We start from the raw sequence: 19,455 nt of genomic DNA, 5'->3' as shown, positions 1-19,455 counted from the left end.
TTCAGGTCGCGGCGGGCGCGAGTACGACCAGGGCCGTCCCCGCCTCCACCTGGTCTCCGGGCCTGGCCAGGACCTCCACGACCACGCCGGCCATCGGCGCGTGCACCCTGGACTCCATCTTCATCGCCTCCAGGGCGAGCAGCGGCTGCCCTGCCGTCACCTCGTCACCCGGCCGGACGTTCAGCTGCCAGACGGATGCGGTGAACTCGGCCTCGACGAGCCGCCCGCCCGGCGGGACGCTCACCTCGACCGCGGGCGGGGCCGGCGCCGTCGTCTCGTCCACCCGCGCGAACTCGCCGGCCGCCTCCCACGCGTCCCGCTCCGCCGCGAAAGCGGCCCGCTGCCGGCCCCTGAACTCCGCGATCGTCCCGGCGTTCTCCGCCAGGAAGGCCCGGTACCCGGCGAGCGAGAAGGAGCCCTCCTCGATGCGCGGCACGAACCGCCCGGACTTGATGTCCGCCCGCAGCTCCAGCAGTTCCTCGGCACCCACCGGGTACCACTTGATCCGGTCGAAGAACCGCAGCAGCCAGGGCGACCCCGGCTCGAACGCCCCGCGCTGCTGCCAGGGCGACCACACCTGGGTCGTACGGCCCACGAACTGGTAGCCGCCGGGTCCCTCCATGCCGTAGACGCACAGATAGGCGCCGCCGATGCCGACCGAGTTCTCGGCCGTCCAGGTGCGCGCCGGGTTGTACTTGGTGGTCACCAGACGGTGCCGCGGGTCCAGCGGGGTCGCCACCGGAGCGCCCAGGTACACATCGCCCAGCCCCAGGACCAGGTACTCCGCGTCGAAGACCGTGCGGTACACGTCCTCGACCGACTCCAGGCCGTTGACGCGGCGGATGAACTCGATGTTCCACGGGCACCAGGGCGCGTCGTCGCGCACGCCCGCCATGTAGCGGGCGATGGCCTCACGGGTGGCCGGGTCGTCCCAGGAGAGGGGGAGGTGGACGGTGCGGGAGGGGACGACGAGTTCGTCGGTGGGCGGGAGGGACGCGACCATCTCCCGTACCTCGGCGAGGAGTTCGTGCTGCGGCAGCCGGTTCGGGTCCGTCTGGATCTGGAGGGAGCGGATGCCCGGCGTCAGATCGGTGATGCCGTCCCGGTGGGTCTCGGCGACCGTCTCCATCAGCGCGTGGACCCGCATGCGCAGGGCCAGGTCCAGCTGCATCGGCCCGAACTCGACCAGCAGGTTGTCGTCGCCGCTGCGGCGGTACGTCACGTCGCCGTCCCGGGCCAGTACGCCGCCGTCGACGATCACGGGTCGTTCCCGGCCCGTCACGTCCACCGGCACGAACCGCGCCGTGTCGCCCGGCCGCAGCTGCCCCAGCTTCCAGCGCTCACTGCTGATCACCGTCGCCGGGCACACGAACCCGCCCAGCGACGGGCCGTCCGGGCCCAGCAGCACCGGCATGTCGCCGGTGTAGTCGACGGCGCCGACGGAGTACGGCGTGTCGTGGATGTTGGACGGGTGCAGGCCCGCCTCACCGCCGTCGGCGCGCGCCCAGCGCGGCCTCGGGCCGACGAGCCGTATGCCGGTGCGCGCCGAGTTGAAGTGGACCTTCCAGTCGGCGGCGTAGAAGTCGCGGATGTCGTCCTCGGTGAAGAACTCCGGCGCGGCGTGCGGACCTTCGACGGCCGCGATGTGCCATACGGACCCGAAGAACGGGCGGTCCGGTACGGGAACCGGTGTTCCGTCCCCGACCGTCCCGCCGTGCAGCACGTCGCCGGTGCGTAGCGCACGCCCGCCGTGCCCGCCGAACCGGCCGAGCGTGAAGGTGCTCGCGCTGCCCAGGAAGGCGGGGACGTCGAGGCCGCCCGCGAGGAGGACGTACGTCCGCAGGCCGTGCCCGGTGGGCGCGCCGACCTCCAGTAGGGCCCCCGCCGGCACCGTCACCGGCTCCCACTGCGGCACCGGCGTGCCGTCGACGGTCACCGGGGCCGGGGCGCCGGTCACACACACCGTGGTGGCGTGTGTGAACCTCAACGCCGGTCCCTGGAGGGTGCATTCGAGCCCGGGAGCGCCCTCGTGGTTGCCGAGCGCCCGGTTGCCGAGCCGGAAGGACAGGTCGTCCATCGGCCCGCAGGGCGGCACGCCGACCTGCCAGTAGCCGGTGCGGCCCGGCCAGTCCTGCACGGTGGTGAGGGTGCCGCCGGAGACGACCTCGATACGGGGGGTCGGGTCGGTGACGGCCGCGAGGGTCGCCGTCGAGTGGGCGGCCTCGCGGAAGCGGCTCTCGGCGAGGGCCGCCCGCACCAGGCCGAGGTTGGTCTCGATGCCGTCGACGCGGGTGCGGGCCAGGGCCTCGTCCAGCCGCTTCAGCGCGTGGACGCGGTCGGGGCCGTACGCGATGATCTTCGCGAGCATCGGGTCGTACGCCGTCGTCACCTCGGTGCCCGTCTCGACCCAGCCGTCGACCCGCACCCCGCTCGGGAACTCCACCCTGGTCAACAGGCCCGCGCTGGGCCGGTGTTCGCGCGAGGGGTCCTCGGCGTAGAGGCGGGCCTCGACGGCGTGGCCGCGCGGTGCGCCCGGGTCGCGGACGACGTCGCGCTCGCCGCGTGCCAGGCGCAGCATCCAGACGACCAGGTCGACGCCGTAGATCTCCTCGGTGACCGGGTGCTCGACCTGGAGGCGGGTGTTGACCTCCAGGAAGTACGCCTCCTCGCGGGCGGCGTCGTACACGAACTCGACGGTGCCGGCGGAGCGGTAGCCGACGGAGGCGCACAAGTCACGTGCGGAGGTGGCCAGTTGCTCGCGGATGTGCGGGGGGAGCCCTGGTGCCGGGGCCTCCTCCACCACCTTCTGGTTGCGCCGTTGCAGCGTGCAGTCCCGGTCGCCGAAGGTGACCACCCTGCCCTCGCCGTCGCCGAAGACCTGCACCTCGACATGGCGGGCGCGCTCGACGAGCCGCTCCAGGAAGACACCGGCGGAGGAGAAGGAGGCGGCGGCGACACGCTGCACGCGCTCCCAGGCCTCGGTCAGTTCGTCGGCGGAGCGACATGCCGACATGCCGATACCGCCCCCGCCGCCGGTCGCCTTGAGCATGACGGGATAGCCGATGACCCGGGCTTCGTCGAGCGCCTCGGCGAGCGAACCCAGCAGCCCCGTCCCCGGCGCCAGCGGTACGCCCGCCGCCTCGGCCGCCGCCCGCGCCGTGTGCTTGGCGCCGAACAGCTCCAGCTGCTCGGGCGTCGGGCCCACGAACACGATCCCGGCGTCCTCGCAGCGCCGCGCGAACGCCGCGTCCTCGGACAGGAAGCCGTAGCCGGGGTGGATCGCCCCGGCCCCGCTGTCCTTGGCCGCCTTCAGCACCAGGTCGGCGTCGAGATACGAGTCCTTGGCGGGCGCCGGGCCGAGCCGTACGGCCTTGTCGGCGAGCCGGACGTGAGGGGCGGAGCGGTCCGGGTCGGAGTACACCGCGACCGTGCGCAGGCCCAGTTCGCGAGCCGTGCGGATGATGCGGACGGCTATCTCGCCCCGGTTGGCGACGAGCAGCGTGTCGAAGCTCATCCAGCGGCCCCGATCGTCATCTCCACCGCGGTCGGCTCGAAGCCGTTGCAGGGGTTGTTGATCTGGGGGCAGTTGGAGACGAGGACCAGGACGTCGCGCTCGGCGCGCAGGGTCAGCGACAGCCCCGGGGCCGAGATGCCGTCGACGATTCCGAGGGTGCCGTCCTTCTCGACCGGTACGTTCATGTACCAGTTGATGTTGGAGACCAGATCGCGTTTGCCGAGGCCGTACTTGGCGCCCTCGGCGAGGAAGTTGTCCACGCAGGCGTGCTGGAACCAGGTGTGATGGCCGTACCGGAGCGTGTTCGACTCCTTGGAGCAGGCGCCGCCGACCGTGTCGTGCCGGCCCACCTCGTCGGCGACGACCGTCATCAGCGCGGTGTGCTCGTTCGACATCAGCACGCTGCCCGTGGTCAGGAAGATGCCGCCCTGCGCGTGGATGGTGTCGGGCGCGCTGTAGCGGACCGACGTGTCCCGGGCGTCGTACACGAGGAAGTCGACGGCCTGGTTGCCGTGCAGGTCGGTGATGGTCAGCGTTTCGCCCTCGCGGACCACGGACGACCAGGCGGAGCGGGCGGGAACGACGGTCGTGCTCGTGCTCGTGCTCATGCGAGCCCCCTCGCGGCGAGGAATTCGGTGGTGTTGAGGAAGGCGCGGCGGCCCTCGGGGGTGGCGTCCCAGAGCGGGTCGCCGGGGGCGGTCGGCGCCGCGCGCCAGGCCAGCACCTCCAGTGGGGTGCTGACGTACTCGGGGCGCGGGTCGGCCGGATGCGGCACGTTGGCGATCAGCACGGTCACGTCCTGCTCGGCGCGCAGTGTCACGCCGGCGCCGGGACCGGCCGAGCCCGTGAAGTCGAGGGTGCCGTCCTCGCGGACCTGTACGCCCTGGAAGAAGGACAGCGACGGGGGCAGGTCCCGGGGCTCCAGGCCGTTCTTCGCGGCCGCGAGCTTGAACAGTTCACGGCCAGCGGGGGAGGGGGACTGCGCGGTGCCGTCGCCGTAGCGCTCGGTGTTGCGGACGAGGGTGGACGTCCCGCACAGGGCGTCGTGGCGCCCGGAGGTGTCGGCGACGACGCTCGCGAGCACCCGGCCCTGGTCGGACAGCAGCAGGCGGCTCTCGCCCAGGTAGGCGTTCCACTGCACCTTCACCGTGTCGGCGACGTTCAGCCGCTCCCAGGGGCGGTCGGCCGCATACAGCAGCAGGTGTGCGCAGGCGTCGCCGCGCAGGTCGGTCAGCCGCAGCTCCGTGCCGCGGGCCAGCACCCGGTGCGTGTAGTTGCCGCCCGCCACCGTCTCGGCCCACACCAGATGCCCCGCCTCGCAGGGCGGCGACGGCCACTCCCGCGCCGGTACGACGGGCATCGCCTCGGCCCGGCTGCCCTCCTGGGCGCGGGCGTGGTCACGGGCTCCGTAAGTGGTCTCTGTCGCCATGCGCGGGACCTCCGGCTCGGGTGTCGACCTGCGGGCTTTTCTGTCGCCCGACAGAAATTAAGGGTGGGGTGGGTCGGCGGAATTGCGGGGGTGTTGCCGGGTGGTTACCGAGGGCCACCTTCGGGCAGGCGGCAGCCCCTCGCAAGGTGTCCGGACGCCGCCGAAGCCTCGTCGAGATCGCCGTACGCCCCGATGTGCGAGGATCGAACCCATGGGTACGTCAGGTGGGCCGGGAAGCCGACGGGTCGGCAGGCCGCGGGCCGCTCAACGGCCGGACAGCGGGCTGGAGCCGCGGGCCGAACTCCTCGCGGCCGCCGCCGAGTTGTTCACCACCCGGGGCTACGCCGCCACCACCACCCGCGCCGTCGCCGAGCGCGCGGGCATGCGGCAGGCCTCGATGTACCACTACGTCTCCGGCAAGGAGGAACTCCTCGCCGAGCTCCTGGAGTCCACGGTCACACCCTCGCTCGCCTATGCCCGCGAGCTCCTCGCCGACGACGCGGCCCCGGCCGAGGACCGACTGTGGCGGCTGTGCCGCACGGACGTGGAGCTGCTGTGCGGCGGCCCGCACAACCTCGGCGGGCTGTACCTGCTGCCCGAGGTGCGCGCCGAGCGCTTCGCCGGCTTCCACGCCGTGCGCGCCGAACTCAAGGACGCCTACCGCCAGTTGCTCGCCGCCACGGCGGCGGGCGGCGCGCTCGCCAAGAGCGAGCTGGATCTGCGTACGGATCTGCTCTTCGGCCTGATCGAGGGTGTCATCCTCGTCCGCCGCTCCGACCCGGAGCGCCCGGTACCGGTGTTCGCCGAGGCGACGGCGGACGCCGCGCTGCGTATCGCGGGGATCTGAGCACCCGGGCGAACGGGGTCCGAATCCCTCGGGCGGACGCCCGGAACCCGGTCCTTCGCCCGTCACGGTGAGTGTTCTTCGCACGTCCGTACGCCGTGACGCACCGTGTACGAATGCAAGCCGAGCGTATAAATGGGGCCGAGGGTACTCCTGTCACGCAGCCCATTTCAGGTGCTTGCTGAATATGACACGGCGATGATCCGGTCGGACTAAGCTCGCCCGCAGCGCACCGAGTTGAGGCGTATTCGTGCGCTTGTTCCCAAACATGCAGAAGATTCCGACATACCCATGACGTACCCCGCTGCAAGCTCCCCCTACACCCACCCGATTCATTTCAGAGGGCCCACATGGTGAGCGTTCAATCCCCGCCCCGTCGCCGTGAACTCCCGTACGCGCGCGTCATGTTGCTGCCCGCCATAGTGATGGCCGCGGCAACCGGAGCCGCCGTCGCCGTGGTGGCGGAACCGGCCCGGACGGCCGTCGGCGTGTGCGGTGCCGTGGCCCTGCTGCTGGTGCTGGCATCCGCGGCCGAGGTGATGCGCCGCGGCCGCGCCCTGCGTGACGAGCGGGCCGAGCACGCCCGTCACGCCGCGTATCTGGAACGGCGTGTCGCCGCCCACGACGAGGAGATGGCCCGCCTCGCACGGGAGGTCACGCCCGCCGCGATCTACCGGCTGCGCTGTGGCAATTCACCTCATGAGGTGATGCGTGACCTCGCCGAGATCGACCCGTCCTACGCCCAACTCTCGCCTTCGCAGCTCGCGTTGGTGAGGTCGATGCTCGACATCGTCGACTACGAGGAAGCCCTGCGCGACTCCGCCCAGCGCTCCTTCGTCAACATCGCCCGCCGCGTCCAGGCGATCGTCCACCAACAGGCCGTGGAACTGCGGGAGATGGAGGAGGACCACGGTCGCAACCCCGAGGTCTTCGACGACCTCCTGCGCATCGACCACGGCACCATGCTGATCGGCCGCCTCGCCGACTCCATCTCCGTGCTCGGCGGCGGCCGACCGGGCCGTCAGTGGCCCAACCCCGTCCAGCTGTACAGCGTGCTGCGCGGCGCCATGTCCCGGATCCTGGAGTACCGCCGCATCAAGCTGGACTCCATCGCCCAGGTCAACGTCCGCGGCATCTCCGTCGAACCGGTCATCCACGCCGCTGCCGAACTCCTCGACAACGCCACGCGCTACTCGCCGCCGCAGACCGAGGTGCACGTCACCGCCACCGAGGTGCAGACCGGCATCGCGATCGAGATCGAGGACGCCGGCGTCAGCCTCAGCGAGGAGGCCCGCGCCCGGGTCGAGGGCATGCTGGAGCGCGCCAAGGTGGGCGGAGACCTCCAGGAACTCGGCGAGTCCCCACGACTGGGCCTGGCCGTCGTCGGCCGTCTGTGTACGGCGTTCAACATGCAGGTCTCCCTGCGCACCTCCGCGTACGGCGGTGTCCGTGCCGTCCTGGTGATCCCGCGCGAGATGCTCACCACCGAAGCCGCGCCCGGATACGCGCACGGCATCGGCGCCGTGTCGGCGCCCAAGCTCGGACCCGGTGCGCTCGAAGGTCCCAAGCGCACACCCAAGAAGCGGCGCCCCACCAGCCCGAAGATCCCCGCCGCGGTGTCCATGGAGGACGACGTCCCCGTGGTCACCGAATGGACCGCCGGCGGGCTGCCCCAGCGCCGCAGCCGGGTCAAGACCCCGCTCAGCAAGCGGCTCGCCGAGCAGGCGGCCATCGAGCGGGCCGAACGGGAGGGCAGGCCGACGATCTGGTCGACGCCGAAGCCCGAACCCGTGCCCATGCCCGAGCCGGAGGTGGACGAGCCCGCCCCCGGTGCGTGGGTCGAGGCGTTCTGGAACGGACTCAAGGACAAGCCCGACCCGTACACACTCCAGCCGCGAACCCAACCGGCCCGCCGCGAGGCCGACGACGAGGGGGACCCCAAGTGATCCAGCAGCGCGCCAACTTCGACTGGATGCTCAAGGAGCTCCACGACGGCGTTCCGGGCATCGAGATGATCGTGGTGCTCTCCGCCGACGGTCTGCGCATCGCCCGCTACGGCGGCGACCCGGACACCGCCGACCGCGTCGCCGCGGCCTGCGCCGGTCTGCAGAGCCTGGCGAGCGCGGTCGCCACGGAGATCCCGAACAGCGACGGCAAGATGAAGATGGTCCTCATCGAGATCAACGGTGGCTACTTCTATCTGATGGCCGCCGGCGCCAACGCCTATCTCGCCGTCCTCTCCGACACGTTCGCCGAGCCCGGCCTGATGAGCAACCGCATGTCCGACCTCGTCGGCCGCATCGGCGCCCATCTCACGAGTCCGTCGAGGCGCAACGGTCAGACCGTATGACTCCTCCGCAACGCCAGCGGCGATACCCCAACGGACAACCGCCCCCACCCCCGCCCCAGCCGGGGCAGAAGAAGAACCCCGAACGGCTCTTCGTGGTGGCCGGAAAGGACGGCGCCGAGCGCGCCGAGTTCGACCTGGTCACCTTAATCGTGGCGAGCGCCGACCCACCGCCCTCCGCCGCGCCCGAGCAGGCGGCGCTGCTCCGGCTCTGCACGACCCCCCTGTCCGTGGCCGAACTCTCGGCCTATCTCAGTCTGCCGTTCAGCGCGATGACGGTCCTGCTCACCGACTTGCTGACGGCCGACCTGGTGACGGCGCGCGCCCCGATCGTGCGCCAGGCCGTCGCCGACCGGTCCCTTCTCGAAGCGGTGATGCATGGACTTCAAAGGCTCTGACACCATCCCCGGTCCACGGACCGAGGACCAGCTGCCGCACACGGCCGAGGCCGCGGTCAAGATCGTGATCGTGGGCGGCTTCGGGGTCGGCAAGACGACCATGGTCGGCTCGGTCAGCGAGATCAGGCCGCTGACCACCGAAGAGACCATGACGCAGGCCGGCATCGGTGTCGACGACAACTTCGGCTCGGACACCAAGACGGCCACCACGGTCGCCATGGACTTCGGCCGCATCAGCATCACCGACCAGCTCGTGCTGTACCTCTTCGGCACGCCCGGCCAGGAGCGCTTCTGGTTCCTGTGGAACGGGCTGTTCGAGGGCGCGCTGGGCGCGGTCGTGCTGATCGACACCCGTCGGCTCGAAGTCAGCTTCGACGTCATAGGGCGACTCGAGGAGCGCGGCGTGCCGTTCGTCGTCGCCGTCAACTCCTTCCCCGACGCGCCCCGTTACGGCATCGACGACCTGCGCGCGGCGCTCGACCTCGACGAGGAGATCCCGATCGTCGAGTGCGACGTGCGCCGCCGGGCCTCCAGCCGTGACGTCCTGATGACCCTGATGCACTTCCTGCACTCGCTCGCCGTGTCGGGCGCGCTCAGGTAGCGCGCTCACGCGGCCGCGTTCAGGCAGTCCCGTTCGCCGGAGCGTCCCCAGTCCCTTGTGTCCGGCAGCCCCTGGCACCCGCCCGTACCCTCACCTGCCCCGTCCCCGCACCCGCTCATCCGCACCCGCTCATTCATACCCGCCGTATCCGCATGCGTTTTGACTCCCCAGACACCGGATCCACTTCGGAGCGACCACTGTGACGCGTGAATCCCATTCCACGACCGGTACGCACGACGCCTTTCCCGCCCCACCGCCCGGCTGCCCGGCCCACGGAATCGGCCCCGGAGCACTGCACCGGCTCCATGAGGCGGAGGACCTGGGCGAGCTGTACGAGCAACTGCGTGAGCAGCACGGCCAGGTGGCGCCGGTACTGCTCCACGACGATGTGCCGATGTGGGTGGTCCTCGGCCACACCGAGAACCTGCACATGGTGCGCACGCCCTCGCAGTTCTGCCGGGACAGCCGTATCTGGAACCCGCTGCTGGAGGGCATGGTCAAGCCCGACCACCCGCTGATGCCGCTCATCACCTGGCAGCCGATCTGCTCCCACGCGGAGGGCGACGAACATCTGCGGTTGCGCGGTGCGGTCACCGGCGCCATGTCCACCATCGACCATCGCGGTCTGCGCCGCCACATCAACCGTTCCACGCAGCGCCTCGTCAACCGGTTCTGCGAGGAGGGCCGCGCGGACCTGGTCGACCAGTACGCCGAGCATCTGCCGATGGCCGTGATGTGCGAGATCCTCGGCATGCCCGACGAGTACAACGACCGGATCGTCGAGGCCGCCCGCGACATGCTCAAGGGCACCGAGACCGCGATCGCCAGCAACGCGTACATCATGGACGCCCTGATGCGGCTCACCGTCAAGCGGCGGGCGCAGCCGCAGGAGGACTTCACGACCCACCTGATCAACCACCCGGCGCGGCTGACCGACGAGGAGGTCGGCCAGCACCTGCGGGTCGTGCTCATCGCCGCCTACGAGGCCACCGCGAACCTCCTCGCCAACGTGCTGCGCGTCGTCCTCACCGACCCGCGGTTCCGGGCCCAGCTCAGCGGCGGGCAGATGACGGTGCCGGAGGCGGTCGAGCAGTCCCTGTGGGACGAGCCGCCGTTCAGCGCCGTCCTGGGCTACTTCGCCAAGCAGGACACGGAGTTGGGTGGCCAGCGCATCCGCAAGGGGGACGGTCTGCTCTTCGCCCCGGCCCCGGGCAACGTCGACCCGCGCGTACGCCCCGACCTCTCCGCCAACATGATGGGCAACCGCTCCCACCTCGCCTTCGGCGGCGGCTCGCACGAGTGCCCCGGCGCGGACATCGGCCGTGCCATCGCCGAAGTCGGCGTCGACGCGCTGCTGATGCGGCTGCCGGACGTGGAACTCGACTGCGCCGAGGACGAGTTGGAGTGGCGGCAGTCGATGATGTCGGCCCACCTGGTGGCACTGCCGGTCCGCTTCGCGCCGAAGCCGCCGCAGGACGTCCTGCAGAAGCCGGGCCACGCCTCGGTCCCGGCCCAGCGCGCCACTTGGCAGGTCGGCGCCCCCCCGACCGCCCAGCCGTCACCCGCCCCGGCGACCCAGCCGACCGTCCCACCGCCGCCCGCGGCGACGCCAACGCCGACAGCGGCTCCGACGGCACCGGCGGCACCGGAACCGGCTCGGGCGAACGGGCCCTGGCGGCGGTTCCTGCGGTGGTGGCGGGGGAACTGAGCGAGCGGTTGGGGCTCGGTGCCTGGCTCTTGTCCTGGAGGGGGCCAGGTGCCTGGCCGCGGTCCGGTCGGGGAGGGGGCGTCCGGCTGGGACCGGTCGGGGGCTTGGTGTGTGGCCCCGGTCCGGCAGGGTGCGGTGTCCGGCCTTGGTCCGACAGGGGGCTCGTGCGCGGCCCCGGTCGGGCAGGGGCCGGTGCCTGGTTCTGGGCCGGCCGGGGGGTCGGTTCCCTGCTCGGACCGGTGGGGGCTCGGTGTGTGGCTCCGTTCGGCAGGGGCCCTGTCCGGCCTGGGCGACAGGGCGCCCGGTGCGCGGGCCCGGTCAGGCGGGGGCCGGCCGGGGAGTCGGTTCCCTGCTCCGACCGGTTGGGGGCTCGGTGCGTGGCCCCGTCTGGCAGGGTGCGGTGTCCGGCCCTGGTCTGACAGAGGGCTCGGCGCGCGGCCCCGGACCAGCAGGGGAGCCTGTGTCCTGCCCAGACCGGTAAGGGGCTCGGTGCCCGGTCCAGGTCGGCAGGGTCCGGTGCCCGGCCCCGGTGCGGCAGTGGGCTCGGCCCCCGGACCGGACCGGCAGGCCCCGCCGTACGGCTACCGCCCCGCCCACCCGGCGTACGACGCCCAGGCCTCAAGGGTCCGCGTGCTGCGGAACCGGTGGGCCGCCCCCGTCACCGGATCGGTGAACTCCAGTGCGCGCGCCAGTAGTTGGAGGGGGCGTCGGAAGTCGTCGGCCGGGGTGGGGGCGGTCACCTCGGGGTACAGCGGGTCGCCGAGGAGTGGTATGCCGAGGGCGTTCATGTGGACCCGTAGCTGGTGGGTCTGCCCCGTGGTGGGCGTCAGCCGGTAACGGGCGAGGCCGTCGCGCTGCTCGACGACCTCGACGTGCGTGACGGCGTTCGGCTCGCCGTCGACCTCCCGGGCGGCGAGCACCCCGCGTTCCTTCAGGATGCGGCTGCGCACGGTCCGGGGCAGGGCGAGCCCGGGGTCGTACGGCGCGACGGCCTCGTACTCCTTGTGCACCCGCTTGTCGCTGAACAGCGTCTGGTACGCGCCGCGTTCCTCTGGCCGCACCGTGAACAGCAGCAGTCCGGCGGTGAGCCGGTCGAGCCGGTGCGCGGCGCCCAGCGCGGGGAGGCCCAGCTCCCGGCGCAGCCGCGCGAGCGCGGTCTCGGTGACATGGCCGCCGCGCGGCGTCGTGGCCAGGAAGTGCGGCTTGTCGGCGACGACGATGTGGTCGTCGCGGTACACGACGTCCACCGCGAACGGCACCCGCACCTCCGCGGGCAGCTCCCGGTGGAACCACACGAACATCCCCGGCACATACGCCGCGTCCGCCGTCACCGCCTCCCCGTCCGCGCCGACGACCTGCCCGGTGTCGAACATCCCGGCCACGACCCCGGGCCCCGCCCCCGAAAGCCGCTCCACCAGATACTCCCGAACGGTGGTCCACGCCCCCTCGAAGGGCAGCCGCACCCGCACCGCGTCGACCCCGTCGCGCTGCGGCAGGGGAGAGGGCGGGGGCTGGTTACGGCGTCTCATCACGATCAAGCGTACGGCGCCGGAAATTCTGTCGGACCCGCCCGGACGCGTTGGCAGGATCCCGCACATGCCTTTCCTGACCGGTCCCGTCCTGCCCGCCGGAACCCTCGCCCGTCTCCCGCAGCCCACCCTCCCCACCGGTGACGGCCTTCTCCTGCGCCCCTGGCGGGCCGAGGACGCGCCCGCCGTGCACGCGGCCTTCCAGGACCCGGTGATGCATCAGTGGCACGTCCGGGCCGCCGACTCGGTGGAGGAGGTCGGCGGCTGGATCGAGGAGTGGCTGAAGGCGTGGGCGCAGGAGCGAGCGCCCCAGTGGGCCGTGGTCGACGCGGACGGCGACCGTCTGCTGGGGCGCGTCGCCCTGCGCGAGATCCACCTCGACGAGGCCACGGCCGAGGTCGCCTACTGGACCACCGCCCAGGCCCGGGGCCAGGGCGTCGCGGCCCGCGCCACGATCACCCTCGCCCGCTGGGCCCTCGACGACATCGGCTTCCACCGCCTCGAACTCCTGCACGCCGTCCGCAACGAGGCGTCCTGCCGGGTCGCCGCCAAGGCCGGCTTCCGCCTGGAGGGCACCAAGCGCAGCTCCGCCCTGCACCGGGACGGCCGGCACGACATGCATCTGCACGCGCGCGTGCAGGGCGACTGAGCCCCGGGCGGACGCACCGGCCTAACCGGCGGCCTCGGATGCCGTCGTCTCGGGGACCGTGCTCACGGGCGCCGTCCGCCGCCGGTACATCCGGAAGCCGACACCCGCGACCACCGTCACGCCGAGGAAGAGCACGGTGAACCACTGGAAGTACCAGTGCCCGCCCGCCGGGTCGTACACCGCCGCCCGGGGCCAGGCGAGGTTGACGGTCATGGCGAGGCCGTACAGCAGGGCCAGGGCGTTGAGCGGGACGCCCCAGCGGCCGAGGGAGAACAGGCGGGCGCCGGTCTCGTCCGTGTCGGTGGCGGTGAAGCGGCCGCGCAGGCGGGCGACCAGGAGAGGGCCGGTGACCATCGCGTACGCCAGGTACAGCATCACGATGCAGGTCGTGCCGATGGCCAGGAACGCCTCCGGCGAGGCGAAGTTGAGCAGGAGCAGGGCTGCCGCGAGGACGCCGACGACCAGCGCGGGCGCGCCGGGCATGCCGGTGCGTGGGCTGACCTTCGCGAGGCGGCGGGCGAACGGGAGTTGGCCGTCGCGGGCCATCGAGAACAGCATCCGGCAGGCGGCCGTCTGGATGGCGAGGGTCGCCACCGTGATCGCCACCACCACGTCGGCCAGCAGCACCCGGCCCACGCCGTCGCCCAGGCTGCTGGTGAGGACGTAGCTCAGGCCGTCGACCGCCAGCCGGCCGTCCGTGAGACTGGGCGCGGCGAGCAGGCCCCCGAGCACGAGCAGGCCGCCGAGCAGGCCCGCGGCGCCCAGCGCGGTCAGGATGGTTCGGGGCGCGGTGCGGCGCGGGTGGTGCGTCTCCTCGCTCATCTCGCCCGCGCTGTCGAAGCCGATCATCACGTACGCCGCCGTGAACGAGCCCACCAGCAGCGCGCCCAACAGGCCCGACTGGGCGGCGCCTTCGGTGTGGAAGGTGATGCCGGGGGAGCGCTCGGAGTGGGTCAGCAGCAGCGCGATGATCAGCACCGCGCCGATGATCTCGGCGGTCACGCCGACCCGGTTCACCAGTGACAGCACCTTGTTGTCCAGGAGGTTCACCACCGTGGTGAGGACAAGCAGGATCACGCCGAGCAGCGCCGCGTTGGCCGCGCCGTCCGCCGAGGTCGGCGCGGGGTCGGTGCCGATGAGCTGGAAGCCGGACCAGATCGCCGGCAGCACCATCTGCAGCGCCAGTGCCGCGGCCGCGACCACCACGATCTGCCCGATCACCATGATCCAGCCGGCGAACCAGCCGAAGGTGACGTTCGACAGCCGCGACGACCATTGGTAGATCGCGCCCGAGATCGGATAGCGCGCGGCCAGCTCCGCGAAGCACGCGGCCACCAGCAGCTGCCCGACGAGCACCGCGGGCCAGGCCCAGAAGAAGACGGGGCCGCCGAACGCGTACCCGAAGGCGAAGAACTGGAAGACGGTCGTCAGGACGGAGATGAAGGAGAAACCGGCCGCGAAGGACGCGTACCGGCCGAGGCTGCGGTGCAGTTCCTGGCGGTACCCGAACTCGGCGAGGGAGAGCTCGTCAGGGTCCAGCGGCGGGTCGGGGCGTGGGGCGGCGGGGGCGGTGCTCGTCATGGCGGCAACCTGCTTTCGCACAGCGGCGCAAGAATTCCTGTCGGGCGACAGAAATTAGGGAGGGGCTGTTTCGAACGCATGACGTGCTCATGTCCGAGTCGATCCTAATTTCTCACGACAGGCGCCGGTGGCCTCTTGTGGCGACCTCCAGAACGCGATACATCGTGTCTATTGACGCTTTCGGTCGAGTCGCGATATGTTCGGCCACGGATATTCGGCAGCGAGGTGGTCACCATGACGGGGAAACGCCGCAAGCTCACCAACCCGCTGGCGCTCGCCGTGATGACGACCCTCTGGCAGAAGCCGATGCATCCGTACGAGATCGCCCAGACCCTGCGCAGTCAGGGCAAGGACGTCAGCACGAAGACCAACTACGGCTCGCTGTACACGGTCGTGCAGAACCTCGAGAAGCACGGCTTCGTCGAGGTGACCGGTGTGGAACGCCAGGGCAACCGCCCCGAGCGCACGGTCTACGGGCTCACCGACGCAGGGCGCGAGGAGATGGCCGAGTGGCTGTCCGACCTGCTCGCCATCCCGGCGAAGGAGTACCCGATCTTCGAGACGGCCCTCTCCTTGATGGCGGCGCTGCCCCCCGACGAGGTGGTGCGGCTGCTCGAGATGCGGCTCAGCTCGCTGGAGGTGCAGGTGGCGAGCGGCCGGGGCGCACTGGAGAAGCTCTGCGAGACGCTGCCGCGGCTCTTCCTCGTCGAGGTCGAGTACCAACTGCACATGGTCGAGGCGCAGGCGGAGTGGGTCCGAGGCTTCCTCGACGAGACCAGGAAGGGCGAGCTGCCCGGCGTCGAGGAGTGGCGGCGCTTCCATGAAACGGGGGAGTTGCCGGCCGAGTTCACGACATGAGAAAGACCCCGGCGGGGCTGTTGCAGCAGCTCCGCCGGGGTCTCGAACCCCGAAACGGATCCGCCGTGGCAGAACCGGGTCATCGAGGTGCGGCACACCCAGGATAGCCCGGCACTGCTCACGCGGATCGATCACACATCCGCTCACCAGGAGAGCAGTCGTCATGAGTACCAGCACCAGTGCCACCCGCGTGCCCGCGGTCGAGGCACGTCAACTCATCAAGACCTACGGCGATGTCTACGCCCTCAACGGCATGGACATCACCGTCGAGCCGGGAACGGTCTTCGGCCTCCTCGGGCCCAACGGCGCCGGCAAGTCGAGCACCGTCAAGATCCTCACCACCCTGGCCCGCCCCGACTCCGGCTCGGCCACCGTCGCCGGGCACGACGTGCTGCGCCACCCGGACCGGGTGCGGCGCGCGATCGGCGTGGTCGCCCAGAACTCCGGCGCCGATCCGGTCGCCACCGGCCGTGAGAACCTCCAACTCCAGGGACGGCTCTACGGTTTGGGCCGCACCGACCTCGCTCGTCGGGTCACCGAGCTGCTCGACCGCTTCCGGCTCGCCGACGCCGCCGACCGCCCGGTCAAGGGGTACTCCGGCGGGATGCGCCGCCGCCTCGACGTCGCCCTCGGCCTGGTGCACCGGCCCGAGGTGCTGTTCCTCGACGAGCCCACCACCGGCCTCGACCCCGAGACCCGCGCCGCGATGTGGGACGAGATCGGCCGACTGGCCGGGGAGGACGGCCTGACGGTCCTGCTCACCACGCACTATCTGGAGGAGGCCGACCGGCTCGCCGAGCGCATCGCGATCGTCGACCGGGGCCGGGTCGTCGTGGCGGGCACCCCGGACTCCCTCAAGGGCGAACTGCGCGGCGACGCCGTCCATGTGGAACTGCGCGGAGCGGTCGGCGAAGCCGGTCGTACGCTGCTCAGGGGCGCCCTCGGCGGGTTGCCCGGCGTGCACGAGGTGCTGGTCGACGGGCGCCGCGTGAGCGTCCGTGCCGACCAGGGCGCCGCCGCGATGCCCGCGCTCCTCGCCGCGCTCGAACGCGCCGGGGTCGGCGTCGCCACCGCGACCGTCGCCCGCCCGTCCCTCGACGACGTCTACCTCCGCTACGCCGGCCGCCGTTACTCGGAGGCCGAAGCCGAGGCCGAAGGCGCCGAGGATCTCGTCCTGGCCGCGACCGGAGGTGCGCGATGAGCACCGCCGTCGCCCAGACCTGGTACATGACGCAACGTCAACTCATGGTGTTCGTACGCCAGCCCGCCTATGCCGTCATCACCCTGATCCAGCCGGTGATCTGGCTGTTCCTGTTCGGCAGCCTCTTCAAGAAGGTCATCGAGCTCGGCGGCTTCGGCACCACCTCCTACCTCGACTACCTGGTGCCGGGCGTCGTCGTGATGAGCGCCCTCAGCTCCAACCTGTGGGCCGGGATGGGCACGCTCGACGAGATCCAGCGGGGCACGCTCGACCGGTTCCTGACCACCCCGGTCAGTCGAGCCGCCCTGATGAACGGCAACGTCGTCAACAACGGCCTGGTCACCGCCCTGCAGTCGGTCGTCATCGTGCTGCTCGGCCTGCTGGGCGGGGCCGACTGTCCGGGCGGTGTCGGCGGGATCGCCGTGCTGGTCGTCGCCTCGGTCCTGCTCGGGACGATCTTCGGGGCGCTGTCCAACGCGCTGGGGATGCTCGTGCGGGAGCGGGAGTCGATCATCGGCATCAACACCTTCCTGCTGCTGCCGCTGACCTTCCTGTCCTCCGCCTTCATGGCGCCGTCGCAGATGCCCGACTGGATGCGGCACGTCGCCGACCTCAACCCGCTCAACTGGGCGATGGTGGCGGGCCGTTCGGCCATGTCCGGGAACCCCGACTGGGGTGACGTCGCCCTCCGGGGCGGAGGTCTGCTGGCGCTGGCGGTCGCGGCGGTGTGGCTGTCGATACGGACGTTCCGCTCGTACCAGCGGTCCGTCTGAGCGTCCCGGGTACGACGAAGGGGCGGCACTTCTGGAAGTGCCGCCCCTTTCGAGGAGTCTCACGCGGCCGGCGCCGCCCCCTCCTGCTCCGCCTCGATCCGTGCGTTCCAGTCCCGCTTGGAAGCCTGCCAGCCGTCCTCGTTGTGGCCGAGCCGCCAGTAGCCGGAGATCGACAGGTCCTCCCGGGGTACGCCGTGCTCGACCCGCAGCAGGTGGCGCAACTGCTTCACGAAGTGCGCCTCGCCGTGCACGAACGCGTGCACCCGGCCCTCGGGGAAGTCCAGCGTGCGTACGGCCTCGACCAGTGCCTCGCCGACGGGACGGGAGCCGCGGTGCAGCCAGATGACCTCCACATCGGAGTCGATCTTCTGCTCCTCCTCGGGGCCGGCGATCTCCACGAAGGCGTACGCCGTGGCGCCGTCGGGCAGCGACTCCAGGGAGCGGGCGATCGCGGGCAGCGCGCTCTCGTCGCCGACGAGCAGATGCCAGTCGGCGTCCGGGTCGGGGGCGTAGGCGCCGCCGGGGCCCATGAACCGCACGACTTCGCCCGGCCGGGCGCGCAAGGCCCAGGGGCCGGCCAGGCCCTCCTCGCCGTGCAGCACGAAGTCCAGCGTCAGCTCACGGTGCTCGGGGTCCCAGGCCCGCACGGTGTACGTCCGCGTCACCGGCCACTGTTCGCGCGGCAGCTCCTCGCGGATGCGCTCCAGGTCGAAGGGCTCGGGGTAGCTCACACCGGCGGGAGAGAACAGGATCTTGACGTAATGGTCCGTGCAGGTGTCCGCCGCGAACTCGTCGAGCCCCTCACCGCCCAGCACCACACGCTGCATGTGCGGGGTCAGCCGTTCGGTACGGATGACCTGCGCGGAGTGGGGCTTCCGCGGCTTGCGGGCAGGGCGTAGTGCCATCACTGGCCTCCCTCGTTCCAAGCTTAGGTTTACCTAAGTTAGCACCTCCGCCTGGCGAATGCCGCTATGGACGTTCATGAAAGGGTGCATGTCGCGTACACAGGGACCGAATTCCCCGCACCGTGAACCCCATTCACCAAATCGCGCCCTTCACGCCCCCAGCGTCCCGAGCAGCCGCTGCAGCGACCCGCCCAGCCCCCACCGCACGGCCAGTTCGTCCAGTCCGGCCGAATCCCGGGGCGCGCGCGGAAGCGTCGTGTCGACATCCGGCAGCGGCACATCGCCCGCGACCCGCACCACCGTCGGCGCGACGGCGACGTACGGCCGGGACTCGTCCAGCCGCTTGCGCTGCGAGGGCGTGAGCTTCGCCTTGGGGTCGTCGACCGCGGCCATGATCCCGGCCAGGTCGCCGAATTCGGCCAACAGCTTCGCGGCCGTCTTCTCGCCGATCCCCGGCACGCCCGGCAGACCGTCGCTGGGGTCGCCGCGCAGCAGCGCCAGATCCGCGTACCCCCGGCCGTCCACGCCGTACTTCTCGCGCAGCCACGCCTCGTCGGTGAGCTGGAGCGTGCCCACGCCCTTGAGCGGGTACAGCACCCGCACCCCGCGCGCGTCGTCCACCAGCTGGTACAGGTCACGGTCGCCGGTGACGATGTCGACCGGGCCCCGCGCCCGCGCCGTGAACGTGCCGATCACGTCGTCCGCCTCGTACCCCTCGACCCCCACGCGCGCGATGCCGAGCGCGTCGAGGACGGCCTCGATGACCGGCACCTGCGGCGACAGCGTGTCCGGCACCTCCTCCTCGTCCGGCCCGGCCTCGTGCTCCTCGGCCACGCGGTGCGCCTTGTAGGACGGGATCAGGTCGACCCGCCACTGGGGCCGCCAGTCGGCGTCCATGCAGGCCACCAGCGCGTCCGGGCGGTGGTCCTTGACCAGGCGGTCGATGAAGTCGAGGAGCCCGCGCACGGCGTTCACCGGCGTGCCGTCCGGGGCCTTCACGGAGTCCGGGACGCCGAAATAGGCGCGGAAGTAGAGCGAGGCGGTGTCGAGGAGCATCAGTCGTCCGGTCACGCCACGCATCATGCCGCAAGCCACTGACAGTCACGCCGTACGGCACT

Annotated in this window: 17 protein-coding genes; 10 read left to right on the top strand and 7 right to left on the bottom strand. The window is 71.5% G+C overall.

All coding sequences use genetic code 11. From position 1 onward, the window contains the following. Window position 1: 1 nt before the first annotated feature. The 3 genes from EJ357_RS09065 to EJ357_RS09055 are packed head-to-tail and all read right to left on the bottom strand — an operon-like array spanning window position 2 to window position 4,943. Window positions 2-3,514, bottom strand: a complete 3,513-nt coding sequence (locus EJ357_RS09065) for a 5-oxoprolinase/urea amidolyase family protein (RefSeq protein ID WP_126390386.1) — start codon at window positions 3,512-3,514, stop codon at window positions 2-4. Continuing rightward, a complete protein-coding gene (locus tag EJ357_RS09060) occupies window positions 3,511-4,122 on the bottom strand; it encodes an urea amidolyase associated protein UAAP2 (RefSeq protein ID WP_126390384.1) in 612 nt (203 codons plus the stop codon). The genes EJ357_RS09065 and EJ357_RS09060 overlap by 4 nt, the downstream gene beginning before the upstream one ends. After that, a complete protein-coding gene (locus tag EJ357_RS09055) occupies window positions 4,119-4,943 on the bottom strand; it encodes an urea amidolyase associated protein UAAP1 (protein ID WP_126390382.1) in 825 nt (274 codons plus the stop codon). Before EJ357_RS09055 ends, EJ357_RS09060 begins: the two co-directional genes overlap by 4 nt. Window positions 4,944-5,154: 211 nt before the next feature. Between EJ357_RS09055 and EJ357_RS09050 the strand changes: the two genes are divergently transcribed. From EJ357_RS09050 to EJ357_RS09025, 6 genes are all read left to right on the top strand, one after another. After that, the gene (locus EJ357_RS09050) at window positions 5,155-5,790 is read left to right on the top strand and encodes a TetR/AcrR family transcriptional regulator (protein WP_126390380.1); all 636 of its coding nucleotides are present in this window, start codon (window positions 5,155-5,157) and stop codon (window positions 5,788-5,790) included. A 347-nt stretch (window positions 5,791-6,137) separates the two neighbouring features. Beyond that, entirely contained in the window at window positions 6,138-7,733 is a 1,596-nt protein-coding gene (locus EJ357_RS09045) for a sensor histidine kinase (RefSeq protein WP_126390378.1), read from the top strand. Further along, the gene (locus EJ357_RS09040) at window positions 7,730-8,137 is read left to right on the top strand and encodes a roadblock/LC7 domain-containing protein (protein WP_031486688.1); all 408 of its coding nucleotides are present in this window, start codon (window positions 7,730-7,732) and stop codon (window positions 8,135-8,137) included. Before EJ357_RS09045 ends, EJ357_RS09040 begins: the two co-directional genes overlap by 4 nt. After that, on the top strand, window positions 8,134-8,532 hold the full coding sequence (locus EJ357_RS09035) for a DUF742 domain-containing protein (protein ID WP_126390376.1): 399 nt from the start codon (window positions 8,134-8,136) through the stop codon (window positions 8,530-8,532). The genes EJ357_RS09040 and EJ357_RS09035 overlap by 4 nt, the downstream gene beginning before the upstream one ends. Continuing rightward, entirely contained in the window at window positions 8,513-9,133 is a 621-nt protein-coding gene (locus tag EJ357_RS09030) for a GTP-binding protein (protein ID WP_126390374.1), read from the top strand. The genes EJ357_RS09035 and EJ357_RS09030 overlap by 20 nt, the downstream gene beginning before the upstream one ends. Window positions 9,134-9,332: 199 nt before the next feature. Next, window positions 9,333-10,841 carry a cytochrome P450 gene (locus EJ357_RS09025; RefSeq protein ID WP_126390372.1) on the top strand — a complete coding sequence of 503 codons (1,509 nt, stop codon included), beginning with the start codon at window positions 9,333-9,335 and terminating at the stop codon, window positions 10,839-10,841. A gap of 581 nt (window positions 10,842-11,422) precedes the next feature. On the opposite strand, the gene EJ357_RS09020 is transcribed toward EJ357_RS09025, so the two are convergent. Next, window positions 11,423-12,370 carry an RluA family pseudouridine synthase gene (locus EJ357_RS09020; RefSeq protein WP_126390370.1) on the bottom strand — a complete coding sequence of 316 codons (948 nt, stop codon included), beginning with the start codon at window positions 12,368-12,370 and terminating at the stop codon, window positions 11,423-11,425. A 67-nt stretch (window positions 12,371-12,437) separates the two neighbouring features. Between EJ357_RS09020 and EJ357_RS09015 the strand changes: the two genes are divergently transcribed. Next, window positions 12,438-13,019: a GNAT family N-acetyltransferase gene (locus EJ357_RS09015; protein WP_175647343.1), complete on the top strand. Its 582-nt coding sequence runs from the start codon at window positions 12,438-12,440 to the stop codon at window positions 13,017-13,019. A gap of 21 nt (window positions 13,020-13,040) precedes the next feature. Here the strand turns inward: EJ357_RS09015 and EJ357_RS09010 are convergent, their stop codons facing one another. Next, window positions 13,041-14,600: an amino acid permease gene (locus tag EJ357_RS09010; protein ID WP_126390368.1), complete on the bottom strand. Its 1,560-nt coding sequence runs from the start codon at window positions 14,598-14,600 to the stop codon at window positions 13,041-13,043. A 234-nt stretch (window positions 14,601-14,834) separates the two neighbouring features. Here EJ357_RS09010 and EJ357_RS09005 point away from each other — a divergent pair, with 234 nt between their 5' ends. The 3 genes from EJ357_RS09005 (at window position 14,835) to EJ357_RS08995 (ending at window position 17,432) form a co-directional block, all read left to right on the top strand. Beyond that, window positions 14,835-15,458: a PadR family transcriptional regulator gene (locus tag EJ357_RS09005; RefSeq protein WP_126390366.1), complete on the top strand. Its 624-nt coding sequence runs from the start codon at window positions 14,835-14,837 to the stop codon at window positions 15,456-15,458. A gap of 163 nt (window positions 15,459-15,621) precedes the next feature. After that, window positions 15,622-16,659 carry an ATP-binding cassette domain-containing protein gene (locus EJ357_RS09000; protein WP_126390364.1) on the top strand — a complete coding sequence of 346 codons (1,038 nt, stop codon included), beginning with the start codon at window positions 15,622-15,624 and terminating at the stop codon, window positions 16,657-16,659. Next, window positions 16,656-17,432, top strand: a complete 777-nt coding sequence (locus EJ357_RS08995; RefSeq protein ID WP_126390362.1) for an ABC transporter permease — start codon at window positions 16,656-16,658, stop codon at window positions 17,430-17,432. The genes EJ357_RS09000 and EJ357_RS08995 overlap by 4 nt, the downstream gene beginning before the upstream one ends. Before the next feature lie 59 nt (window positions 17,433-17,491). Here EJ357_RS08995 and EJ357_RS08990 read toward each other — a convergent pair whose 3' ends face one another. Together EJ357_RS08990 and EJ357_RS08985 are read right to left on the bottom strand one after the other, a co-directional pair. Beyond that, window positions 17,492-18,337: a siderophore-interacting protein gene (locus EJ357_RS08990; RefSeq protein ID WP_126390360.1), complete on the bottom strand. Its 846-nt coding sequence runs from the start codon at window positions 18,335-18,337 to the stop codon at window positions 17,492-17,494. A gap of 150 nt (window positions 18,338-18,487) precedes the next feature. Beyond that, complete coding sequence (locus EJ357_RS08985) at window positions 18,488-19,417, bottom strand: 5'-3' exonuclease (RefSeq protein WP_228473156.1); 930 nt, start codon at window positions 19,415-19,417, stop codon at window positions 18,488-18,490. Window positions 19,418-19,455 lie beyond the last annotated feature (38 nt).

It is taken from the genome of Streptomyces cyaneochromogenes (assembly GCF_003963535.1).
Classification (GTDB): Bacteria; Actinomycetota; Actinomycetes; order Streptomycetales; family Streptomycetaceae; genus Streptomyces; species Streptomyces shaanxiensis.
Note: the sequence above shows the minus strand (reverse complement) of the source record. Positions and strands in the feature narration are given on the sequence as shown.